The organism is Streptomyces sp. NPDC031274 (assembly GCF_055570235.1).
On record NZ_JBVIHP010000008.1, the window covers coordinates 229,816 to 250,030 of the forward strand.

The 20,215-nt window shown below is 71.1% G+C and carries 14 protein-coding genes; 7 read left to right on the plus strand and 7 right to left on the minus strand.

From position 1 onward, the window contains the following. The first annotated feature begins 132 nt into the window (after positions 1-132). The 3 genes from ACZ5CR_RS15775 to ACZ5CR_RS15785 are packed head-to-tail and all read left to right on the plus strand — an operon-like array spanning position 133 to position 3,413. A complete protein-coding gene (locus tag ACZ5CR_RS15775; RefSeq protein WP_468857816.1) occupies positions 133-1,119 on the plus strand; it encodes an MBL fold metallo-hydrolase in 987 nt (328 codons plus the stop codon). Beyond that, positions 1,116-2,687, plus strand: coding sequence for a carboxylesterase/lipase family protein (locus ACZ5CR_RS15780; RefSeq protein ID WP_468857682.1), 1,572 nt, complete (start codon positions 1,116-1,118; stop codon positions 2,685-2,687). The genes ACZ5CR_RS15775 and ACZ5CR_RS15780 overlap by 4 nt, the downstream gene beginning before the upstream one ends. 45 nt (positions 2,688-2,732) lie before the next feature. Further along, complete coding sequence (locus ACZ5CR_RS15785) at positions 2,733-3,413, plus strand: YoaK family protein (protein ID WP_468857683.1); 681 nt, start codon at positions 2,733-2,735, stop codon at positions 3,411-3,413. A gap of 103 nt (positions 3,414-3,516) precedes the next feature. Here the strand turns inward: ACZ5CR_RS15785 and ACZ5CR_RS15790 are convergent, their stop codons facing one another. Together ACZ5CR_RS15790 and ACZ5CR_RS15795 are read right to left on the minus strand one after the other, a co-directional pair. Beyond that, positions 3,517-4,857, minus strand: coding sequence for an MFS transporter (locus ACZ5CR_RS15790; protein WP_468857684.1), 1,341 nt, complete (start codon positions 4,855-4,857; stop codon positions 3,517-3,519). A 264-nt stretch (positions 4,858-5,121) separates the two neighbouring features. After that, complete coding sequence (locus ACZ5CR_RS15795; protein ID WP_468857686.1) at positions 5,122-5,682, minus strand: NAD(P)H-dependent oxidoreductase; 561 nt, start codon at positions 5,680-5,682, stop codon at positions 5,122-5,124. A gap of 135 nt (positions 5,683-5,817) precedes the next feature. Between ACZ5CR_RS15795 and ACZ5CR_RS15800 the strand changes: the two genes are divergently transcribed. Continuing rightward, the gene (locus ACZ5CR_RS15800) at positions 5,818-6,537 is read left to right on the plus strand and encodes a TetR/AcrR family transcriptional regulator (protein ID WP_468857687.1); all 720 of its coding nucleotides are present in this window, start codon (positions 5,818-5,820) and stop codon (positions 6,535-6,537) included. Positions 6,538-6,667: 130 nt separating this feature from the next. Here the strand turns inward: ACZ5CR_RS15800 and ACZ5CR_RS15805 are convergent, their stop codons facing one another. After that, positions 6,668-8,374, minus strand: coding sequence for an ABC transporter ATP-binding protein (locus tag ACZ5CR_RS15805; RefSeq protein WP_468857818.1), 1,707 nt, complete (start codon positions 8,372-8,374; stop codon positions 6,668-6,670). Positions 8,375-8,738: 364 nt separating this feature from the next. On the opposite strand from ACZ5CR_RS15805, the gene ACZ5CR_RS15810 reads away from it, so the two are divergent. Continuing rightward, the gene (locus ACZ5CR_RS15810; protein WP_468857689.1) at positions 8,739-10,073 is read left to right on the plus strand and encodes a polysaccharide deacetylase family protein; all 1,335 of its coding nucleotides are present in this window, start codon (positions 8,739-8,741) and stop codon (positions 10,071-10,073) included. 2 nt (positions 10,074-10,075) lie between these two features. Beyond that, positions 10,076-10,522: a hypothetical protein gene (locus ACZ5CR_RS15815; RefSeq protein ID WP_468857690.1), complete on the plus strand. Its 447-nt coding sequence runs from the start codon at positions 10,076-10,078 to the stop codon at positions 10,520-10,522. Positions 10,523-10,596: 74 nt separating this feature from the next. Here ACZ5CR_RS15815 and ccrA read toward each other — a convergent pair whose 3' ends face one another. Then, on the minus strand, positions 10,597-11,871 hold the full coding sequence (ccrA, locus tag ACZ5CR_RS15820; RefSeq protein ID WP_468857691.1) for a crotonyl-CoA carboxylase/reductase: 1,275 nt from the start codon (positions 11,869-11,871) through the stop codon (positions 10,597-10,599). Positions 11,872-12,100: 229 nt separating this feature from the next. Here ccrA and ACZ5CR_RS15825 point away from each other — a divergent pair, with 229 nt between their 5' ends. Further along, positions 12,101-13,087, plus strand: a complete 987-nt coding sequence (locus ACZ5CR_RS15825; RefSeq protein ID WP_468857693.1) for an acyl-CoA desaturase — start codon at positions 12,101-12,103, stop codon at positions 13,085-13,087. On the opposite strand, the gene ACZ5CR_RS15830 is transcribed toward ACZ5CR_RS15825, so the two are convergent. From ACZ5CR_RS15830 to ACZ5CR_RS15840, 3 genes are read right to left on the minus strand one after another with little or no spacing between them, the layout of a single operon-like run. Next, positions 13,029-14,051: an alpha/beta hydrolase gene (locus ACZ5CR_RS15830; RefSeq protein WP_468857695.1), complete on the minus strand. Its 1,023-nt coding sequence runs from the start codon at positions 14,049-14,051 to the stop codon at positions 13,029-13,031. The genes ACZ5CR_RS15825 and ACZ5CR_RS15830 overlap by 59 nt on opposite strands. Positions 14,052-14,095: 44 nt before the next feature. After that, a complete protein-coding gene (locus ACZ5CR_RS15835; RefSeq protein WP_468857697.1) occupies positions 14,096-18,199 on the minus strand; it encodes an acyltransferase domain-containing protein in 4,104 nt (1,367 codons plus the stop codon). Beyond that, positions 18,196-19,989, minus strand: a complete 1,794-nt coding sequence (locus tag ACZ5CR_RS15840; protein ID WP_468857698.1) for a fatty acyl-AMP ligase — start codon at positions 19,987-19,989, stop codon at positions 18,196-18,198. The genes ACZ5CR_RS15835 and ACZ5CR_RS15840 overlap by 4 nt, the downstream gene beginning before the upstream one ends. Positions 19,990-20,215 lie beyond the last annotated feature (226 nt).

The window sequence follows — 20,215 nt, forward strand, 5'->3', positions numbered from 1 at the left end:
CCTGTGCGGGGTAGGCAGCGGCGGGTCTGGCTGACCTGCGGGGATGCGACGACGGTGGTGGTCCGAAGCCATTCCTCCCGGCCATGGAGCACCTCGATGGAACACATGGAACACATGGAACACATGGAACACATGGAACAGACGGACCTGACAGACCTGACGGAACAGACGGAACTGACCGAGCAGATCGAACTCGGCGATGTCACCGTCACCCGAGTCAAGGAGTACTACGGCCCCGTCGGCATGACGCCCGGCGCCTTCCTTCCCACGAGCCCGGAAGACGCCTGGCGCGACAACGCGGCCTGGCACGCGCCCGACTTCCTCGACCCTCGGACGAACGTCGTCAACGCCGCGGTCCAGAGCTGGCTGCTGCGCAGCGAAGGAAAGACCATCCTCGTCGACACCGGCGCCGGCAACCACAAGGAGCGTCCGTACTCCCCGGTGTGGAGTCACCTGCGCACCGATTTCCTGGCCACCCTGGGGCGCGCCGGTGTCGCCCCCGAAGACGTGGACATCGTGATCAACACGCATCTGCACGTGGACCACGTCGGCTGGAACACCTACCTGGACGACAGGGACTGGGTGCCCACCTTCCCGAACGCCACCTACCTGCTGCCCAAGGACGACTTCGACTTCTGGAATCCCGAGAACGGCCACAAGCCTCTGCTCGGCCGCGGCAACCAGAACGTCTTCGAGGACAGCGTCGCCCCCGTGCACCGGGCGGGACAGGTGCACCTGTGGGAGGGAGGCCACCGGATCGACGCCCATCTGCGCCTCGACGCGGCCCCCGGACACACTCCCGGCTCCAGCGTTCTCACCCTCGTCAGCGGCACGGACCGCGCGGTCTTCGTCGGCGATCTGCTGCACAGTCCCGTCCAGCTCGTCGACCCGGAACACAACAGCTGCTTCTGCGAGGACCCCGTCGGCGCCCGCGCCACCCGCCGTCGGGTCCTCGGCTGGGCCGCCGACCACAACGCGCTCGTCGTCCCCGCACACCTGGGAGGCCACGGCGCCGCCGAGGTCGAACGCTCGGGCGACGCGTTCGCCATCAAGGGGTGGGCGCCCTTCACGCCGTACGTGCGTACGGAGGGAGACGAGGCACAGGTGATGACCGCATGACCACCGCGAACCGCGCTACGCACCGCCACACCACGAATCGCCACACCACGAACCGCCGCACCGCTCACCACACCGTGTCCACAGCGCAGGGCGCAGTCGTCGGCGCCCGCCACGAGAACGTGACGGTCTTCCGCGGCATCCCGTACGCCGCGCCCCCGGCCCTGGCCGGACGCTTCGCCGCGCCCGCGCCGCACGCCCCGTGGGACGGAGTCCGGGACGCGACCGCCGCGGGCCCGACCGCACCGCAGGCCGAGCGGAACCTGGGCGCCATCGACATGTCGCCCTACTTCGGGCCCGGTTGGATCCCAGGCGACGACTACCTCACCCTCGACATCTGGACCCCTGACCACCCCGGCCGCCAAGGGCAGGACCAAGCCCTTCCGGTCATGGTCTTCGTGCACGGCGGAGGCTTCGTGGCGGGCTCGACCAGGGCGGGCCTGTACGACGGCACCGCTTTCGCGCGCGACGGCGTCGTCCTGGTGACCGTCAACTACCGCCTCGGGATCGCCGGTTTCCTCGACCTGCCCGGAGCTCCGCGCAACCGCGGTCTCCTCGACATCCTCGCCGCCCTGCGCTGGGTGCGCGAGAACATCGCCGCGTTCGGCGGGGACCCCGACCAGGTCACGCTCTTCGGCCAGTCCGCCGGCGCCACCCTCACCGGTGCCGTCATCGCCACGCCGGAGAGCAGGGGCCTGGTCCGGCGGGCCATCGTGCAGAGCGGCAGCGGCCTGGGGGCCTTCTCGCCCGAGCAGGCCGCCCGGGTGACGAAGGCGGCAGCGTCCGCCCTGGGCGTCGCGCCGCACGCCGACGCCTTCGACTCGGTCCCCGACACGCGCCTGGTCGAGGCCGCGTCCCGAATCGGCGGGATCGGCCTGCGGACCACGACCGCCCACGACCCGCTGATCGGGCTCAGCCCCTTCAGCGTGGTCGCGGACCGCCAGCCCGCCGACGCCGTCGCCGCCGGACAGGGCAGCGCCGACATCGATCTCCTCATCGGTACCAACGCCGAGGAGGGCAACCTCTACCTCGTCCCCTCCGGCGCCTACGCCAGCTCGACCATGGCCGATGTCCTGGCCGCCGCTGAACGCTCCCACCCCCGGCCGGACTTGCTCGTCGACACGTACCGCGCGGCGCACCCCGAAGCAGGACCGGGGCAGCTGCGGTCCGCCGTCATGGGTGACGCCCTGTTCGGCGCGGGAAGCTGGGCCCTGGCGGATGCGCACGCCGACCGGTCCTCGGGCGCCACCTACAGCTACCGGTTCGAATGGCGCTCGCGCGCCTTCGACGGCCTGCTCGGCGCCACGCACACGATGGAACTCCCCTTCGTCTTCGACCTCGACACGGAGCAACTGCACGCCCCTGGTGCCCTATTCGGCTCCGGTGCCGTCCCTCCTCCCGACCTGGCACCCCGCATGCACGCCGCCTGGGTCCGCTTCGCCCGCACCGGCGACCCCGGCTGGGTCCCGTACGACACCGTCCGCCGGACCACGATGGTCATCGGCCACCCCTGGACGCCCCGGGAGGACCTCCGTGGCGATGTGCGCCGAGCCTGGGAGGTGAGGAGGTAGGCGCACGCGGGTCGGGCCGCCGCGTGTCCCTGCCGAAGAGACGGTATGAACTCATTGCTCGGCCGGGCCGCCGCTTTCCTCTTCCCCGACGCCGAGGGGCACCACGGCGTGCTTCCTCCGCTCCTCGTCCTGTTGACCTTTGTCACGGGCCTTGTCGACGCCGTCAGCTATTTGGGCCTCGACCGTGTCTTCGTCGCCAACATGACCGGCAATGTGGTCTTCCTGGGCTTCGCGCTCGCTGGCGACGTACAGCTGTCCGCGACGGCGTCGCTCCTCGCGGGCGGCGCCTTCGTGGTCGGAGCGTGGGCGGGCGGCCGCATCGCGCCCCGGGTCGCGGATCCGCACCGGCTGTTCGCGCTCCTCGTCGCGGCGCACGCCGTGCTGGTGGCCGCGGCCCTGGTGCTCGACCTGGCCGCCGACGTCGGTCACGTACTGATCGCGCTGCTCGCGCTCGGCATGGGGGCGCAGAACGCCGTGGTCGGCAGACTCGGCGTACCCGACCTGAACACCACCGTCCTCACCCGCACCCTGACGGGCCTCGCCGCCGACCGTTTCGGCCCGGCTTCCGTACGCAGGTTCGTGTCGGTCGCCGCCATGTTCGCCGGTGCGCTCGTGGGTGGGCTGCTGCAGCTCCGTCACGGCACGGCCGCCGCGCTGGCGCCCGCGATCGCGCTGCTCGCCGTCGTCGCCCTTGCGGCACACCCGCCCGGACGTACCCGCGGCTGAGCCACCCGATCCACCACGCGGCTGCTACCGCGCCCCTTCGACGACCGCAGCCCGCGGCGCGTTCACGTGACCGGACGCCTGTGTCGAGTACCTGAGCGCAGATCTAGAGCGTCCCTCGCCGGACGGCGACATCGTCCTCGGCCGGGAGCTGGTTCCCCAGGCGCGCCAGCGGGGAGAAGGCCATGAACAGCGGGGAGAGCGCCAGACAGACGGCGGTGAGCAGCAGACTCGTGCGCAGCCCCCACGCGCCTGCCAGGAAGCCGCCGAGCAGCGAACCGAGCGGTGTCAGTCCCATGCCGACGAAGTTGATGGTCGCGACGGCACGCCCCTGCATGCGGACGGGCGTGATGGCCTGCCGTACGGCCATCATCGTGACGTTGACCAGCTGGCTGAAGACGCCGAAGACGAAGTTGATCGCCATGAGCGAGCCGATGGTGACGGCCGAGGGGCCGTGCAGCGCGGGAACGCAGAGCATCACGCCGTCGGCAAGCACCGCCGAGGCCACAAGGACCCTGCCGTAACCGAACCTCCCCGGCAGTCTCGCCGAGAGCAGGGAGCCCACCACCGCGCCCGGCCCCATGGCGGCGAGAGCCAGGCCGACCGCCATGCCCGACAGGTGCAACTCGCGCGGCAGGAAGAGCAGATAGACGGTCATCGCGGCGGCGAACGAGAACTGGAAGAGGGCTGTGGCGACACCCGCGGCCCGCAATGACGTGTTGCCGACCACGAGGCGGAGACCTTCCAGGATCTGCCGCCGGACGCGCGAGGGCCGCTCGCTTTGCTCGGCGCCCGCTGTCCCCTCGACCGGCTCCGGCAGCGACTCACCTCGTCGGATGCGCCGGATCGACAGGAAGGACAGCGCGAAGAAGAACGCGGCGACCACAGTGGCGATCGGCGCGGAGAACAGCGACACCGTCGCGCCGCCGAGCGCGGGCCCGCCGATCTGCGCCGCGGATCTGCTGCCCTCCAGCGCGCTGTTTCCCGCCAGCAGCTGATCACGGTCCAACAGCCGTACGAGCGAGGCCTGGTAGGCCACATCGAAGAACACGCTGAGGACGCCGACGAGGAAGGCGACCACGAGCAGCGCCGGAATCCCGAGCACTCCGAGTACGTACGCGAGAGGGACCGCGGCCAGCGCGAGAGCGCGCCCGAGATCCGCGACGACCATCACGCTGCGGGAGCGCCGACGGTCCACCCACGCCCCGGCGAAGAGCGAGAAGAGCAGGATCGGCGCCTGTTCCACCGCACGAAGGGCACCGACCTGACCGGCGCCCACGTCGAGTGCCACCACGGCGATGAGCGGCAGGGTCACCTGCCCTGCCTGCGCTCCGAGTTGCGAGGCGGTCTGCCCCAGCCAGAGCCTTCGGAAGTCGGCGTCCCGCCACAGGCTCGAAGGAGGACGCGCGGAAACAGCACGAGAAACGGCACGGGAGAGGGACGGCACAGGGACCCCTTGAGGCAGCGAAAGGTTCGCCGTGCCGCAGCTCGATGGCAGCACGCGATGACAGGCCGACAGCGGCCTACGACGTCAACGCGTGCTCAGTGACCGGGCATCTCGATCTCGACTCCTCGGGGATCATGCGGAGTTGGCAGACTAGCCTTCCGCCCGCGTGCCCCGGAAGCCCCTGCAACGGCCGGCCTGCACGGAGTGCGGCCGGCCGATGGAGCCATCTGCTGTCCGAAGCCTTTCCGAAACCTTTCGGAAGCGTCAGGCCGCGGCGGGTGCCGCCTTCTCGGTGAGGCGGGTGACGACCTCGGTGAGGGCCGCGGTGACCTCGGCGTCGTCGGCCGGGTGGGTTTCGGCGAAGCGCGTCAGGGAGGCGGGGATGGACAGCTTGACGTCCTCCAGGACCGCGCCACCGGCGAGGCCCGCGGCCTTGCGGGCCTCGTCCTGCGCCCACACGCCGCCGTACTGGCCGAACGCGGTACCGACGACGGCGACCGGCTTGCCGGAGATCGCACCGGCGCCGAACGGGCGGGACAGCCAGTCGATCGCGTTCTTGAGGACGGCGGGCATGGTGCCGTTGTACTCGGGCGAGAAGAGGAGGAAGGCGTCGACGCCGCCGGCCACCTCGCGCAGACGGGCCGCGGCGGCCGGGACGCTGCCCTCGACGTCGATGTCCTCGTTGTAGAAGGGCACGTCCGCGAGACCCTCGAACAGCTCGACGTCCACACCCGTGGGCGCGTGCTTGGCGGCGGCCTCGGCGAGCTGGCGGTTGTGGGAGCCGGCGCGGAGGCTGCCGACGAGGGCGAGGATGCGTACAGACATGGCGGAACTCCTGAAAAAGGTGCGGACGGAACTCACCTGCGGGACATGAGAACAAGCGGACCGGGGTCCGTTTAAAGTTGTACCACCTATCCGGACCGCGGTCCACTTAGCTGCTCACGGCGTTACGCTGGTCCCATGACCGGCTCCCTTCCCCCACCTCTCCCCCCACCCGACCCGCCGGGCGGGGCGGCTGAGCTCGTCATCACCCCGGTCGGCGGACCGCCGTCGCTCAGGGCCGACGCGGCACGCAACCGCACACGCCTGCTGGAGGCCGCCTCGCAGCTGATGGCCGGGTGCGGGGCCGCGCAGCTGACCATGGACGCGGTGGCCGCGGCGGCCGGCGTCGGCAAGGGGACCGTCTTCCGGCGCTTCGGTGACCGCACCGGGCTCCTCGTCGCGCTGCTCGACCACCACGAGCAGCAGCTCCAGGCCGCCTTCCTCTCGGGCCCCGCCCCACTGGGCCCCGACGCCCCGCCCCTGGAGCGCCTGCACGCGTTCGGTCCCGCCCTCATCCGCCACGAACGCGACCACCACGAGCTGATCCTGTCCTCACGGACCGATCCACTGCGCACCTACGACGTCCCGGCGAACCGGCTGCGCTTCACGCACATCGCGATGCTGCTGCGCCAGGCGGGCGTCGCGGGAGACACGGAACTCCTCGCGCACACCCTGCTCGGCTCCGTCGACAGCGCGCTGGTCCATCACCTGGTCGTCGAGCGCGGCCTGCCGCTCGACCGCGTGGAGGCCGGGTGGCACGACCTCGTCACCCGCCTGGTGGCGCGACCGCGCTCATTCCCAAGGAGCCACAGCGGGTGTGGGCCCATGTCGGGGCCGAGCAGCCAGGCCGAGTCGTAGCCGGACGAGCGGGAGTATCGGTCCGGGCGTACGAGGTCGTCCAAGGCGTTCATGTGCCCACTGGTCATGCGGCCATCCAACCCGGAGGATCAGGTGCGGGGCCAGTGGTCATCGGCGGCGGCCGGGGCGATCATGTGGTCGTCGCGAGGAACTGCGTCGCCGCAAGCTCCCCGTACAGCGGATCGGCCGCCACCAGCTCCTCGTGGGTGCCGGAGGCGCGGATCCGTCCCGCGTCCATCACCACGATCCGGTCGGCCAGCGTCACCGTCGAGAGGCGGTGCGCCACCACGAGGACCGTCACATCGCGGGAGACTTCGGCGACGACGTCGCGCAGGGCCAGTTCGTTCACCGCGTCGAGCTGTGAGGTCGCCTCGTCGAGGAGCAGGAGGCGCGGCTTGCGCAGCAGCGCCCTCGCGATGGCCACGCGTTGGCGTTCGCCGCCGGACAGCTGGGACCCGCGGTGTCCGACCAGCGTCTCCAGGCCGTCCGGCAACCGTTCGACGAGCGTGTCGAGACGGGCGCGTACGAGTACGTCCTGGATCTCGTCGCCGGTCGCGCCGGGCGCCCCGAAGAGGAGGTTCTCGCGCAGGGTGCCGGCGAGGACGGGCGCGTCCTGCTCCACGTATCCGATGACGGAGCGCAGTTCGGCGAGCGGCCACTCGTGCACGTCACGGCCGTCGACGAGGACGCGGCCGCCCGTCGCGTCGTAGAAGCGCTCCAAGAGGCCGAAGACAGTGGTCTTGCCCGCGCCCGACGGGCCGACGAAGGCGGTCATGCCGGGGCCCGGGATGTCGAAGCTCACGCCGTGATGGACGTACGGAAGGCCCTCGCGGTAGCGGAAGGTCACGTCCTCGAAGGCGACGGCGGCGGGTCCTTGCCGCTCCTGCGGGTGCGCGGACTCGGTGACCTCCTCCGTCTCCAGGCGTTCCGCCCGTACGATCCGCGCGACGGCCGCCGAGCCGACCTGGTACTGCGTGACACCCTCGACGAGTCGGGACACGGGGTCGATCAGATAGAAGAGGAAGAGCAGGAAGGCCACGAGCGTCGAGACCGAGATCGCGCCGGACGCGACCCGCGCGCCGCCGATGCCCAGGACGGCCAGGAACGAGACCTGCACGGCCAGGCCCACCGAACTCCAGGCCACCGCCTGCCACTTGGCGGACCGCACTCCGTGCCGCCAGGCCTCCTGGGCGGCGGCCTGCACGACGGCGGTCTCGCGCTCTTCGGCGCCCGAGGCCTTGAGGGTGCGGAACGCGCCGAATGCGCGCTCCAGCGCGGTCGAGATGGTGCCGACCGCCTCCTGGGCCCGCTCGGTCGATCGCGCGATCTTCGGCATCACCAGGCTCACCGCGCCGCCGATGAGCACGATCACGCCGAGTGTGACGCCGAGCAGGACGACGTCCATGAGGCCCATCATCACGATCGTCGCGATGAAGGTGAGCCCGCCCGCCACGGCGGCCACCACGGACTGTGTGGTGACCGCGCGCAGCAGTGTCGTGTCCGAGGTGATCCGGGACATCAGGTCGCCGGGCTGGGTGCGCTCCACCTCCGGCAGGCGCAGCCGCAGCAGCCGCCCTATGAGGGTGCGCCGCGCCGCGAGCACCACGGATTCGGCGGTGCGTTCAAGGACGTACGCGCCGACGGACTCGATGGCGGTGCCGAGCACCACGAGCGCGGTGAGCAGGAGGATGATCCCCGCGATCGAGTCGTCGCTGCCGAGCCGGTCCACCAGGGCTTTCGCGGCGAGCGGCTGGGCGAGGCCGGTCGCCGCGCCGATCAATGTGCACAGGGCGCCGAGGGCGACGGCCGCGCGGTGCGGGCGGAAGTAGCGGTACAGCGCCCGCCAGGTCTCGGCTGCGGGGAGCCGCTCCCGCGTCGGTCTCGTCGGCGTCGACGTCGGCCTCTCCTGGGCCGGCTGCTCCGGCTCGCTCTTGGTCACGTCAGGCAGGACGCGGACAACGGGTGATCTGCCTGACAGCTGTTCGCCGGGATCGAACGCGGCCGCGCACTTAGGTGATGAGCCGTCAGATCCTACACTCCGTCACCCGCCTGGTGGTGCAGCACCTCCGCTTCCGCGTGTCACACCCCGCGGCGCTACCCGTTTCGGGTCAAAATGCGTAAAAACATATATTCATCTGATTCGTTCATCTTCCTGCGGTCTACACATGGTTGCGAACAGGAAGCGAGCGAACGGAGTGAGTATGCGCTCAGTCGGCCGAAGGCACGCGCTGGGTCTCGGACTTGCGGTGACAGCGGGCGCGGGTCTTGCCGGGTGCGGTGCGAAGGAGTGGGGATCCGAGGATTCTGCTTCCCCGTCGCCGTCGCCGTCGCCGTCGGGACGGGGGCAGGGGCATGGGCACGGGCATGGCCGCGAGGGAGAGGACGGTCAGCACGGCGCCCAGCGGAAGCAGCATCCGGCGAGGCCGATCGGCGACGGTTCGACGACATACACGGGGAAGCAGCCGAAGCAGCCGGACACTCCCGTCCCCCTGGAGCCGGGTGAGAAGCCCCCGCAGTTCGTGGTCTTCTCCTGGGACGGTGCGGGCGAGGTCGGCAACGGCCTCTTCCCGCGCTTCCTGAAGCTGGCCGAGGACCACGACGCGCGCATGACGTTCTTCCTCTCCGGGCTCTATCTCCTTCCCGAATCCAAGAAGCGTCTCTACAAGCCGCCGAACAACGCGGTCGGCGCCTCCGACATCGGTTATCTCACCGACGGCCACATCAAGGAGACGCTGAAGTACGTCCGGCAGGCCTGGCTCGAAGGCCATGAGATCGGCACGCACTTCAACGGACACTTCTGCACGGGCACGGGCAGCGTCGCCAACTGGACGCCCGCGCAATGGCACAGCGAAATCGACCAGGCCGCCGCCTTCGTGAAGGAATGGCGCACGAATACCGGCTGGACCGATCTGCCGTCGCTGCCCTTCGACTACGACAAGGAACTCGTCGGCGGCCGCACCCCCTGCCTCCTCGGCCAGAACAATCTGCTGCCCGTCGCCCGCGAACGCGGCTGGCGTTACGACTCCTCGTCACCCGGCGGATCACAGCGGTGGCCGGGAAAACGCCACGGTGTATGGGACCTGCCGCTCCAGCAGATCCCTTTCCCCGGGCACCGTTTCGAGGTCCTGTCCATGGATTACAACGTCCTGGCCAACCAGTCGAAGAATTCGACGCGGGCACCCTCGTACAACTATCCCGGCTGGCGCACCCAGGCGACCCACTCGTATCTCGCCGGTTTCCGGCGCGCGTACGAGACGAACCGTGCCCCCTATTTCATCGGCAACCACTTCGAGGAGTGGAACGGCGGCATCTACATGGACGCCGTCGAGGAAGCCTTCAGGGGAATGGCCGGGAAGAAGGACGTACGTCTCGTCTCCTTCCGGCAGTTCGTCGACTGGCTCGACGTCCAGGACCCAGCCGTCCTCGCCAAGCTGCGCGGGCTGGAAGTGGGAGAGCGTCCCGAAGGCGGCTGGCACAGCTTTCTCGGTAAGTCGACCAAGCGAGAAGTCAACAGAGAGACGGAGACAAGAAGTTGAGCGTGAATCGGTTGAAGCTGAAGTACGCGCCGGTGAAGTACACATCGGTGAAGTACGTGACGGTGGCGGGAGTCGCGGCCCTCGCCGTTCTGGCGGGCCCCGCGGCGGCCGGTGCCGACGCCGTGAGCCCGCATGCCTCGCACGCGCCCGGGGCCGCCGCGGCCACGGCCCCGCGACCCACGCTGACGGCGAAGTCCACCGTGGGCAGCGTGCACGCGTGGCACGACTTCCACATCTACGGCGTCAGCCACCACATGCGGGCGGGCACGCGCGTCACGCTGCAACAGAAGCAGGGCAAGCGGTGGGTTTCGCTGCCCGCGTCGGTGTACACCGCGCGCTCCGGGGCGTACAACATGCGGGTCAAGCTCGGTTGGAAGGGACGCAACTCCCTGCGCGTCGTCGGCGGCGGCGCCATCTCGCCCGTCATCTATGTGACGGTGCTGCGCTGAGCCGACGGACCCACCCGGTTGCCCGAACCCGGGCATGAGCTCACGAGCCCGTGCCCGGGAGACGGTCGGGGGCCTCAGCCGACGTCCCGCTTGCCGAGCCCGGTCCGGGGCGCGAGCCCGAGCACGCCGACCTTTCCGGTGTGGCGGTTGGTCTGGACGAGGCGGGCGGCTTCGGCCGTGTCCTGGAGGTCGTACGTCACCGAGAGCGCGGGCCGGATGTGTCCGAGGTCGAGGAGCCGGGCCACCGCGGCCTGTTCCTGGAGGTTGGCTCCGTGGCTGCCGATGACACGCTTGAGGCGCATCCAGAGGTAGCGGTTGTCGAACTCGTGGAGATATCCGGTGCTCGATCCGCAGGTGACGACGGTGCCGCCGCGGCGCACCACGAAGACGGACACCCCGAAGGTCGCCCGGCCCACGTGCTCGAACACGATGTGCGGGTCCTCCCCCACCGCGGCGCGGATCCGCCTGCCGAGCTTCTTGCCGACCGCCGTCGGATCGGCCGGAGCGGTGCCGGTCAGGCCGATCTCCGCACGGTTGATCACCGCGTGACAGCCGAAGGCGCGGGCCCGCTCGGCCTTCTCCTCGCTGCCGACCACACCCACCGCGATGCCGCCGCCGCCCCGCACGAGCTGCGCGGCGTACGCGCCGAGGCCGCCCGCCGCGCCCCAGATCAGCACGATGTCGCCCTGCGTCATCCGCGCGCCGCGGTCGCTGACCAGCATGCGGTAGGCGGTGCCCGCGCACAGCGGATTGCCGGCTGCTTCCTCCCAGGTCAGCCGCCCTGACTTGGGCAGGAGTTGACTGGCACGGGCCACGCAGTAGTGGGCGAGCCCACCAAAGTTGGTCTCGAAGCCCCAGGCCAGCTGGGAGTCGCCGAGCATGCCGTCGGCGTGGGTCGCCGGTTCCTCGTCGTCGACGTAGGCGGGCGTGACCACGACCTCGTCACCGACGGCCCAGCGGCGCACCCCGGCCCCCGCACGGACGACGACACCCGCCGCGTCCGAACCGACCACGTGATACGGCTGATCGTGTCGCGCGGCCCATCCGCCCTTCGCGCCGAAGTGCCGCAGAAAGGCGAACGTGGATATCGGCTCGAACATCGCCGACCACACGGTGTTGTAGTTTATCCCGCTCGCCATGACCGCCACCAGGACTTCGTCCGGGGCGAGTTCCGGCATCGGAACCGGTCCCACGTGGAGCGTTTTTCGGACGTCTTTGTCCGCCACCCCCGTGAAACTCTCCACGTCCTCCCTCCGCAGATGCGCGGCGGTGAATTCGGCGGGTAAGGGAAGACGGCGCAGCTCGTCCGCGCCGGCCCCCGCTACGACTGCCTCTGCGAGCACATCCATGACGTTCCTCCTTCGGTACAGCTGTCCGATGGTGTGGGTTCGTGCAATGTGGATTCGTACGGTGCGGGTTCGAACAGTGCGGCGTAAAACCCGTCTTTCACAAGCCGATCGGCTCCAATTCACCAGGATCGCTAACCGACCCGTCGCACTGTCATCACTTTCCGAGTAGAGGCCCCCTCATTTCCGTCGCTAATGTCCGGCTCACCCGCACTGAAAGGTGAGAACTCACATGGCAGAAGAGAGCGCGAACGCCGCTTGGGGCGAACGCATGGGCACAGCTGACCGGGTCGTGGTGGGAGTGTTCGTCGGCATCCCCTTCGTCGCGGTGATCGCGTCCGTCGTCGTGCTGTGGGGATGGGGTGTCACCTGGCACGATCTGGTGATCGGCGCGGTGATGTACGCCATCGCCGTGCACGGCATCACCATCGGCTACCACCGCCTGTTCACGCACAAGGCGTTCAAGGCGGCCCGCCCCCTGAAGATCGCCCTCGCGGTGGCCGGGACGATGGCCGTCGAGGGCGACGCGATCACCTGGTGCGCCGACCATCGCCGCCACCACCAGTTCGCGGACCAGGACGGCGACCCGCACTCCCCCTGGCGGTTCGGCACCTCGGTGCGCGCGCTGCTCAAGGGCATGGTGTGGGCGCACGTCGGCTGGACCTTCAACAACGACAGGACCAACCAGCAGAAGTACGTTCCCGACCTCCTCGCCGACCGCGATCTGGCCCTGGTGGCGCGGTGGCAGCCACTGATCGTGCTGTTCTCGTTCGGTGCGCCCGCCGTGGCGGGCGGGCTCTGGGGCGACGGCGTCTGGGACTCCGGCGCCGCCTGGTCCGCCTTCTTCTGGGCCGGGCTCGTCCGCATCGGTCTGCTCCATCACGTCACCTGGTCGATCAACTCGATCTGCCACATCAGCGGCGCCCGGCCCTTCCGGGTCCGCGACCGCTCGGGGAATGTGTGGTGGCTCGCTCCGCTCTCCGGCGGCGAGTCCTGGCACAACCTCCACCACGCCGACCCGACGTCCGCCCGGCACGGCGTGCTGCGCGGCCAGCTCGACTCCAGCGCCCGGCTCATACGGCTCTTCGAGCTGGCCTCGTGGGCGAGTGCGGTGCGGTGGCCGGACGAGCGGAGGCTGGCCCGGCTCTTTGACCCCGACGTCAGGACCCCTCAGCGGGCAGCCCAAGGCCCGCCGCGAGGGTCGGCCAGGAAGCCTTGAACTCCTGCTGCCAGGAGGACCAGGCGTGCGAGCCGCCGCGGTAGAAGTGAACCGTCGCCGGGACCCCGGCGTGCTCCAGCTTCCGGGCGAACCCGTGCGCCTGGCCCCACAGCGTCCCCTCCAGGACCGCTCCTTCGAGGTTGCCGAAGTCGCTGCTGGGGATGCCGCTGCCCTGCGAGACGTAGAGCCGGGTCCCTGCCAGATGCTCGGCCAGGGCGGCGGGGTTGTGGCGGTTCCAGTTCTCGCGGTTCAGGAAGGGGCTGCCCCAGAGTGCGGAGGGAAGTTGGAGCTCCCGGGCGACGATGGCGCTCATCACCGTCGGCATGCCGAGGGCGGTCGTGTCCACGACACCGCTGTACGAAGCCGCCGCGCCGAAGGTGCCGGGGTGCCGGGCCGCGAACGCCAGGGCTCCGTAGCCACCGGTGGAGACTCCGGCGACGGCGCGGATGCCGTTGGCGCGGTAGGTGTCGCGCAGAAGAGCCGTCAACTCCTCGACCTGGAAGGTCTCGTAGTCGGGGGCGGTGGTGCTGCCGTAGTTCCACCAGTCGGTGGGGATGCCGGTGGGGCCCGACGCAGGAAGGACGGTGATGACGTCCTTGTCGGCCAGGAAATCCTCGACGTCCGTCTCGCGGGTCCATGAGGTGTAGTCGTCGTGGGCGCCCTGGAGGAGATGGAGCACCGGCCATGTGCGGTCCTTCTGTTCCTTGAAGCGGGTCGGCAGGATGACGCGCACGGGGAGCTGTTTGCCCACGGCGGGTGAGTCGACGGTGAGGTCGACGGTTCGGGAGTCGAGCCACTTCTCCCTGACGACGCGCGCGCCATCGGCCGCTCGGGCTGCCACGGGCGACGCGGTGGGGGCTCCCAGGGCGGTGGAGGTGCCCAGGGCCCCGCCGGTGGCGAGGAGGGCGGCGACCGCGGCGAGGGCGGCGAGCTTCTTGCGGGGTCTGCGGTGCTTCTGCGGCATGGGGGTGACCTCTTCTCGGGCGTGCGGGCGTGGTGGGCGTGCGGTCAGGCGTCGTGCAGGTCGCGGGTCAGGAGTTCCGCGAGCGTGTCCACGACCGGGGGGTCGAGCAGGGAGAGGTGGTGGCCCGGCAGTGGGGTGACCGTGAGGTCGGTGCAGTGGGCGTCCCAGCCGAGGCTTTCGTCGTCCCTTTCGTAGCGGAGGTCGCGCACGGTGTGCGGGGCCGGTTCGGTCGCCCTGTAGAGGAGGGTCCGGCCCGCGTACGGGCCTGGCGTGTGGCGTTCGCCGCTGCGGAGGTCGAGAGCGGAGGTGCGTTGGTGGTCGAGGACGGCCTGGGGCAGGTCGACGGCCTGCTCCAGGAGTTTCATGACGAGGGCGATCTGCTCCGCGTCGTCCAGTCGCGCCAGTTCCTCGAAGGGCAGGGGGAGATGGGTGCGGTAGATGCGGGTTATGTACGCGGCGAAATCGGCGTAGCGGCGGCGGGCTTCCGCTACGGGGGTCAGGCCCCGGGGCGCGGGCAGGGGCAGTACGGAGTCGAGGAGGACCAGAGCCTTGACGGCGCCGTGCCGCGTGAGGAGCCTCGCGGCCTCCTGGGCGAGAAGACCGCCGTAGGACCAACCACCGACGATCCAGGGCCCGTTGGGAGATACGGCACGGATGCGTTTCGCGAAGTGCTCTGCGCGGGTCTTCAGGTCCTCGGGAGTGGTCAGCCTGTCGAAGCCGTGGACGGGACGGGTCCCGGACAAGCGCTCGGCGAGGCGTGCGTACACCTCGGACGTGCCGCCTGCGGCGTGGGCCAGGAAGAGGGGGGTGCCATCCGCCCTGTCGGCGAGGACGCGTAGCGGGCCCTCTCCCTGCGTCTCCCCCGGCGCCTCCCTTACCGCCCGCGACAAGGGGGGCTCCACCTCGCGGCACCGGGTGGACCGGGAGCCCGGCAGCAGATCCGCGACCCCTCTCAACGTCGCCTGCCGCAGCAAGACCCCCGGCTCCACCTCCACCCCGAACTCCCGCTCCACCGCGGTCCGGATGCGTGCCGCCGTGAGCGAGTCGAGGCCCAGGTCGGTGAGGGGGGTGTCGGCGTCGATGCGGTCGGGGGTGTAGCCCATGACGTCGGCCACGCAGACGCGGAGCCGGTCAAGTGGGCCCGCGCCCCGGGCGGGGGCCGGTACGCGACCTGGCGACTCCTGCGGGCCGGGCTCCTCCCCGGCCCAGAAGCGGCGGTGACGCCAGCGCGGTGGGGGTACGTCGGCGATGCGCGCGCCCGGATGCAGGCTCTGACGGGGTACGGGAACGCCCACACCTCTCACGAGCAGCGAGGCGAGGGACGTACGGAAGGTGAGCGCGTCGTCGGTGTCGCGGTGCAGGGTCGGAAGAATCAGCGAGCCGTCGGCGTCCGCGTCCCGCAGGGTCTCGGTCAGCGGGTGCAACTGCGTGGGGTGCGGGGCCACTTCGACGAACACCCGGTGACCGTCGTCGGCGGCGGCGCGTACCGCCTGACTGAAACGGACGGGGCGCCGCAGATTGGCCACCCAGTAGTCGGCGTCGCAGGGTGCCGGGTCGCGGGGGTCCGCCAGGACGGTGGAGTAGCGGCGGAAGGCGGGCCGCGCGTGCCGTACGGTGCCGAGCTCTTGGGCGAACTCGTCGAGCAGTGGGTCGACGTGGGACGAGTGTCCGGCGCCTGTGACGCGCAGGGAGCGGGCGAAGCCGCCCTCCCTGGTGACGTGGTCGATGAGTCCGCGCACGTCGTCGGCCGAGCCGGTGACCACGCTCTGCGCCGGGGACGCGTGCACGGCGACCTGGAGCGTACGGAAGTCGGCGGTCAGGGCCTCGATGTGCTCGCCGGGGCGGTCCACCACGGCCATGGCGCCGCCTGTGAGCCCGGCGAGGAGCCGCGACCGGATCGCGATGACGCGCGCGCCGGTCGCCACGTCCAGGGCGCCGCAGACGACTGCCGCGGCGATCTCCCCCATGGAGTGGCCGATCACGGCGGCGGGCTCGAAGCCGTACGACTTCCACAGTTCGGCGAGGGCGACCTGCATCCCGTAGAGCGCGGGCATGACGACGGCGGGCGAGGTCAGTTCGGCGCCAGGGGCCATGCAGCCCCGCAGGGAGATGTCGGCCTGATCCCGCAGGAGCGGCTCAAGGCGGTCGACCGCGGCGGCGAACTCCGGCTCCTCAGCGAGGAGTTCGTTCCCCATTCCGGCCCACTGCGACCCGTACCCGGAGAACACCCACACCGCACCGGGGCCGATGCCGGACGACGCGCCCCCGGACGACACAGCCCCGACCACCACCCGTCCATCGGGCTCCCGCCCGGCCAGGCGGGCCAGCCCCGTGGTCAGTTCCTCCCGGCCGCGCGCGACGACCGCCGCCCTGTGGCGGCCACGTCCGACGCGGCCCGCCAGGGTGCGGGCCAGGTCCTCGGGGCGGACGGATCGGCTCTCCGGCCCTTGCAGCCATGCGGCCAACTCGCCCGCGTACGTGCGTACGCGGTCCTCGGTGACTCCGTCGAGCAGGGCTACGGCGGGGCTTGTGGCCCTCTGGCGTGCGCCGCGCGGCACGCGGTGTTCAGCGAGGACCACATGGGCGTTCGTGCCGCCGAAGCCGAACGCCGACACTCCCGCCCGTGCCGTGCCCGAGTAGCGGGGCCACGGCTCGGGGCCCGTGACGACGCGCAGGCCCAGGGCGTCGAGGTCGGCGTGCGTGCCGGGGGCGGTGAAGTGCAGATGGGGCGGGATCTCGTCGTGGTGCAGGGCAAGGACCGTCTTGATGAGCCCCGCGATGCCCGCCGCGGCCTCCAAGTGGCCGATGTTCGTCTTCACCGAGCCGATGAGCAGCGGCTGGTCGGCGGCCCGTCCACGCCCCGCTCCGAGCGCGGCAGAGAGCGCGGACGCCTCGATGGGGTCGCCCAGGGCCGTGCCCGTGCCGTGTGCCTCGACGTAGTCCACGACCGTGGGCCCAGTGCCATGGCTCTGCTCCAGGAGTGTGCGCTGGGCCTGTGCGCTGGGGGCCGTGAGTCCGTTGGAGCGGCCGTCCGAGTTGACGGCGGTGGACTCGATGACGGCGAGGACGCGGTCGCCGTCGCGCTCGGCGTCCGCCAGGCGCTTGAGGACGACGACTCCGCAGCCCTCGCCTCGCACCATGCCGTCGGCCGACGCGTCGAACGCCTTGCACCGGCCATCGGCGGCCAGCGCACCCGCACGCTGGAAGCCGAGTGTCACCGCGGGGGAAAGGAGCAGGTTCACCCCGGCGGCGAGCGCCATGTCGCTCTCCCCCGCGCCGAGGCTGCGTACCGCGTGGTGCACGGCGACGAGCGACGAGGAGCACGCCGTGTCGACGGCCATGCTCGGGCCGCGCAGGTCAAGGAGGTAGGAGAGGCGGTTCGCGGCGATGCTCAGGGCCGCGCCGGGCGGGGTCCAGGCCCCGATCGACTCCGGGTCCGCGGTGGTGAGATGGGCGTATTCGTTGCCGCTGATGCCCACGAAGACGCCGGTACGGCTGCCCGCGAGGGACGGCGCGGACAGCGCCGCGTGGTCGACGGCCTCGCGGGCGACCTCCAGGAGCATGCGCTGCTGCGGATCCATGGCGGTGGCCTCGTCCGCCCCGATGCCGAAGAACTCGGCGTCGAAGCCCGCCACATCGTCGACGCCCCCGTCGCCGAGGAAGCCGCCGTGTCTGCTGATGTCGTCCGGCAGGTTCCTCCCCTCCCGCACGAAAGGCACCCAGCGGTCGTCGCCGACGCTGCCCACGGCGTCACGTCCCTCGCTCAGGAGCCGCCAGAAGGCGGCGGGCGAAGTGACTTCGCCGGGCAGTCGGCAGCCGATGCCGATGACCGCGACGGGTGAATCGCCCTGCGCGACCGGCACATCCGGCCGTGCGGGTGCACCGCCGTGCTCCGGTTCGCCGCGTGCCACCCGCTCCGCGAGCGCGCCGATCGTCGACGCCTCCCAGAGCAGCGTCGCGGGCAGCCGCGTACCCGCGAGGTCGCTGAGGCGCGCCGTCAGGACGACCGCGTCACGGGAGGTGAGACCGAGCTCCGCGAGCGGGCGGTCGTCGGCGATCTCCTCGGCCGCCAGGCCGTACCAGGCGCTCAGGCTCTCGACCACGGCGGCCCGGATCGCCCGGATCTCCGTGTGGCCCGCCCCCCTCATCGCGCACTCTCCGCGCCGCCCCGGCCTTTCTCACCGAGGGCGCCGAAGGCGCCGCGCAGGTAGTGCGCCCGGCCCGCCGCTCTGGCGACCTTGCCGCTGCTCGTCCTGGGCAGCGAGCCCGGCGGGATGAGGAGGAGTTCGGCCAGGCGCAGTCCGTGCCGGGCCGATACGGCGGCCGTGGCGTCGCGCAGCGCGGCGATTCGGTCCTGTTCCGTAAGCTCCGCGCCGCGCCGCTGCTCGGCGACGACGACCAGGACGTCGGTCTCGGTACCCGTCCAGGGCACGCAGAACGCGGCGAGCCGGTCGCGGCGTACGAGGTCGACGGCCGACTGCACGGTCTCCTCGATGTCCTGGGGATAGTGGTTGCGGCCGTCCACGATGATCAGGTCCTTGAGCCGCCCGGTGACGTACAGCCGTCCGTCGTGGAGCGCGCCGAGGTCCCCGGTGCGCAGCCACCCCGCCTTGCCCTCGTCCCGTGCGGCACCGGGCGGGCGTACGCCGAACACCTCGTCGGAGAGCCCGCTGCGCTTCCAGTAGGAGAGGCCGATGTTGGGCCCGCGCAGCAGGATCTCGCCGACCTCGCCCGGCCCCACCGGGGCGCCGGTCGTCGGCTCTGCGATGCGCAGCTCCTGCCCTGCCGGGGTGCCGCAGGCGACCAGGTGCGTCGCTTCCGGGTCCGTCGACTCCCTCACTTCGAGCCGCCCTTCGGACAGGGCGAGCGGATCGCACGCCAGGACCGTGGGGGGCGCGGCGAACGTGTCGGTCGTCACGAACACGGTGGCCTCGGCGAGGCCGTACGCCGGGCAGTGCGCCTCGGGCGCGAGCCCTGCGTCTGCGAACGCGTCGCGGAAGCGGTCGACCGTGCCGGGGCGTACGGGTTCGCTGCCGTTGATGAGGACCTTGACCCGGTCGAGGCGCAGCTCGGCGGCCTCGTCCCGGTCGATCCTGCTCGCGCAGTAGTCGTACGCGAAGTTGGGGGCCGCACTGATCGTCCCGGGGTATGCGGCGAGCAGCCGCAGCCAGCGCACCGGGTGCTCCAGGAAGGCGACCGGGTCCATGAGGACCGAGGGGAAGCCGCCGACGACGGGCGCGGCCACGCTCAGGACTAGGCCCATGTCGTGGAAGAGCGGCAGCCAGCCGACCGTCGTGTTGCTCGCCGCGTCGGCCGCGAAGGCGTCGATGGCCTGACGGGCGTTGGCCACCACGTTGGCGTGGCTGATCACGACGCCCGCCGGGCTGCGCGTGGAGCCGGAGGTGTACTGGAGGTAGGCGATGTCGTCCGGTGCGATCCGCTCCGGAAGGGCGACGGCGGACCTCTCGCTCGGCCGGTCCACCAGGACCACCGGCACCGGTGGCAGCCCCTGCTCGGTCATGAATCGCGCGACCCCGGCGGCGGTGCCCGATTCGGCGAGCACGCACGTGGGCTCACAGTCGGCGAGGACAGCGGCCAACCTGCCTTCATGTCCGGGGAGTTCGGGGCCGAACAGCGGCACCGCGATCACTCCCGCGTAGAGACAGCCCAGGAACGCGGCCGTGTAGTCGAGGCCCTGCGGGAGCAGCAGGGCCGCTCGCTCGCCGGGACCCGCGCTCGCCGCGATCCGTCCGGCGATGGCACGGGCGCGGGTGTCGAGGCCCTGCCAGCCGAGGGTGTGGTGCAGGCCTGGCGACGAGGGTTCGGGGAACTCCACGTAGGTGAAGGCGCGTTGGTGCGGGCGGGCGGCCGCCCAGTGTGCCAAGTGGTCGGTCAGCAGTGGGCCTTCGGGCGGCTGGAGGGTCTGGGTGCTGGACATGGCGGCTCCAACTGGACGGCGCGGGGACCGGAACGGGGCGTGGCGAGTACTGAGGCGGGGCTCGGCAGGGACCGGGACGAGCGGTGAACCAGGTTCCGCCCGGATGTGACCCGTGAGTAAGACGGCTTGCTGACAGATCGTCTGACACCCTCTGTCACTTCACTGACAAGTCCCCGCGCCGGATTCGGCGTCGAGGGCAGCAGCCACGGCCGCCGCGGCCCCGGAG

Excerpts from the sequence above, each read along its gene's own strand:
- ACZ5CR_RS15775 (WP_468857816.1), top strand. The coding sequence starts at position 133 with ATGGAACAGACGGACCTGACAGACCTGACGGAACAGACGGAACTGACC.
- ACZ5CR_RS15780 (WP_468857682.1), top strand. The coding sequence starts at position 1,116 with ATGACCACCGCGAACCGCGCTACGCACCGCCACACCACGAATCGCCAC.
- ACZ5CR_RS15785 (WP_468857683.1), top strand. The coding sequence starts at position 2,733 with ATGAACTCATTGCTCGGCCGGGCCGCCGCTTTCCTCTTCCCCGACGCC.
- ACZ5CR_RS15795 (WP_468857686.1), bottom strand. The coding sequence starts at position 5,682 with ATGTCTGTACGCATCCTCGCCCTCGTCGGCAGCCTCCGCGCCGGCTCC.
- ACZ5CR_RS15800 (WP_468857687.1), top strand. The coding sequence starts at position 5,818 with ATGACCGGCTCCCTTCCCCCACCTCTCCCCCCACCCGACCCGCCGGGC.
- ACZ5CR_RS15810 (WP_468857689.1), top strand. The coding sequence starts at position 8,739 with ATGCGCTCAGTCGGCCGAAGGCACGCGCTGGGTCTCGGACTTGCGGTG.
- ccrA (WP_468857691.1), bottom strand. The coding sequence starts at position 11,871 with ATGGATGTGCTCGCAGAGGCAGTCGTAGCGGGGGCCGGCGCGGACGAG.
- ACZ5CR_RS15825 (WP_468857693.1), top strand. The coding sequence starts at position 12,101 with ATGGCAGAAGAGAGCGCGAACGCCGCTTGGGGCGAACGCATGGGCACA.
- ACZ5CR_RS15830 (WP_468857695.1), bottom strand. The coding sequence starts at position 14,051 with ATGCCGCAGAAGCACCGCAGACCCCGCAAGAAGCTCGCCGCCCTCGCC.
- ACZ5CR_RS15835 (WP_468857697.1), bottom strand. The coding sequence starts at position 18,199 with ATGAGGGGGGCGGGCCACACGGAGATCCGGGCGATCCGGGCCGCCGTG.
- ACZ5CR_RS15840 (WP_468857698.1), bottom strand. The coding sequence starts at position 19,989 with ATGTCCAGCACCCAGACCCTCCAGCCGCCCGAAGGCCCACTGCTGACC.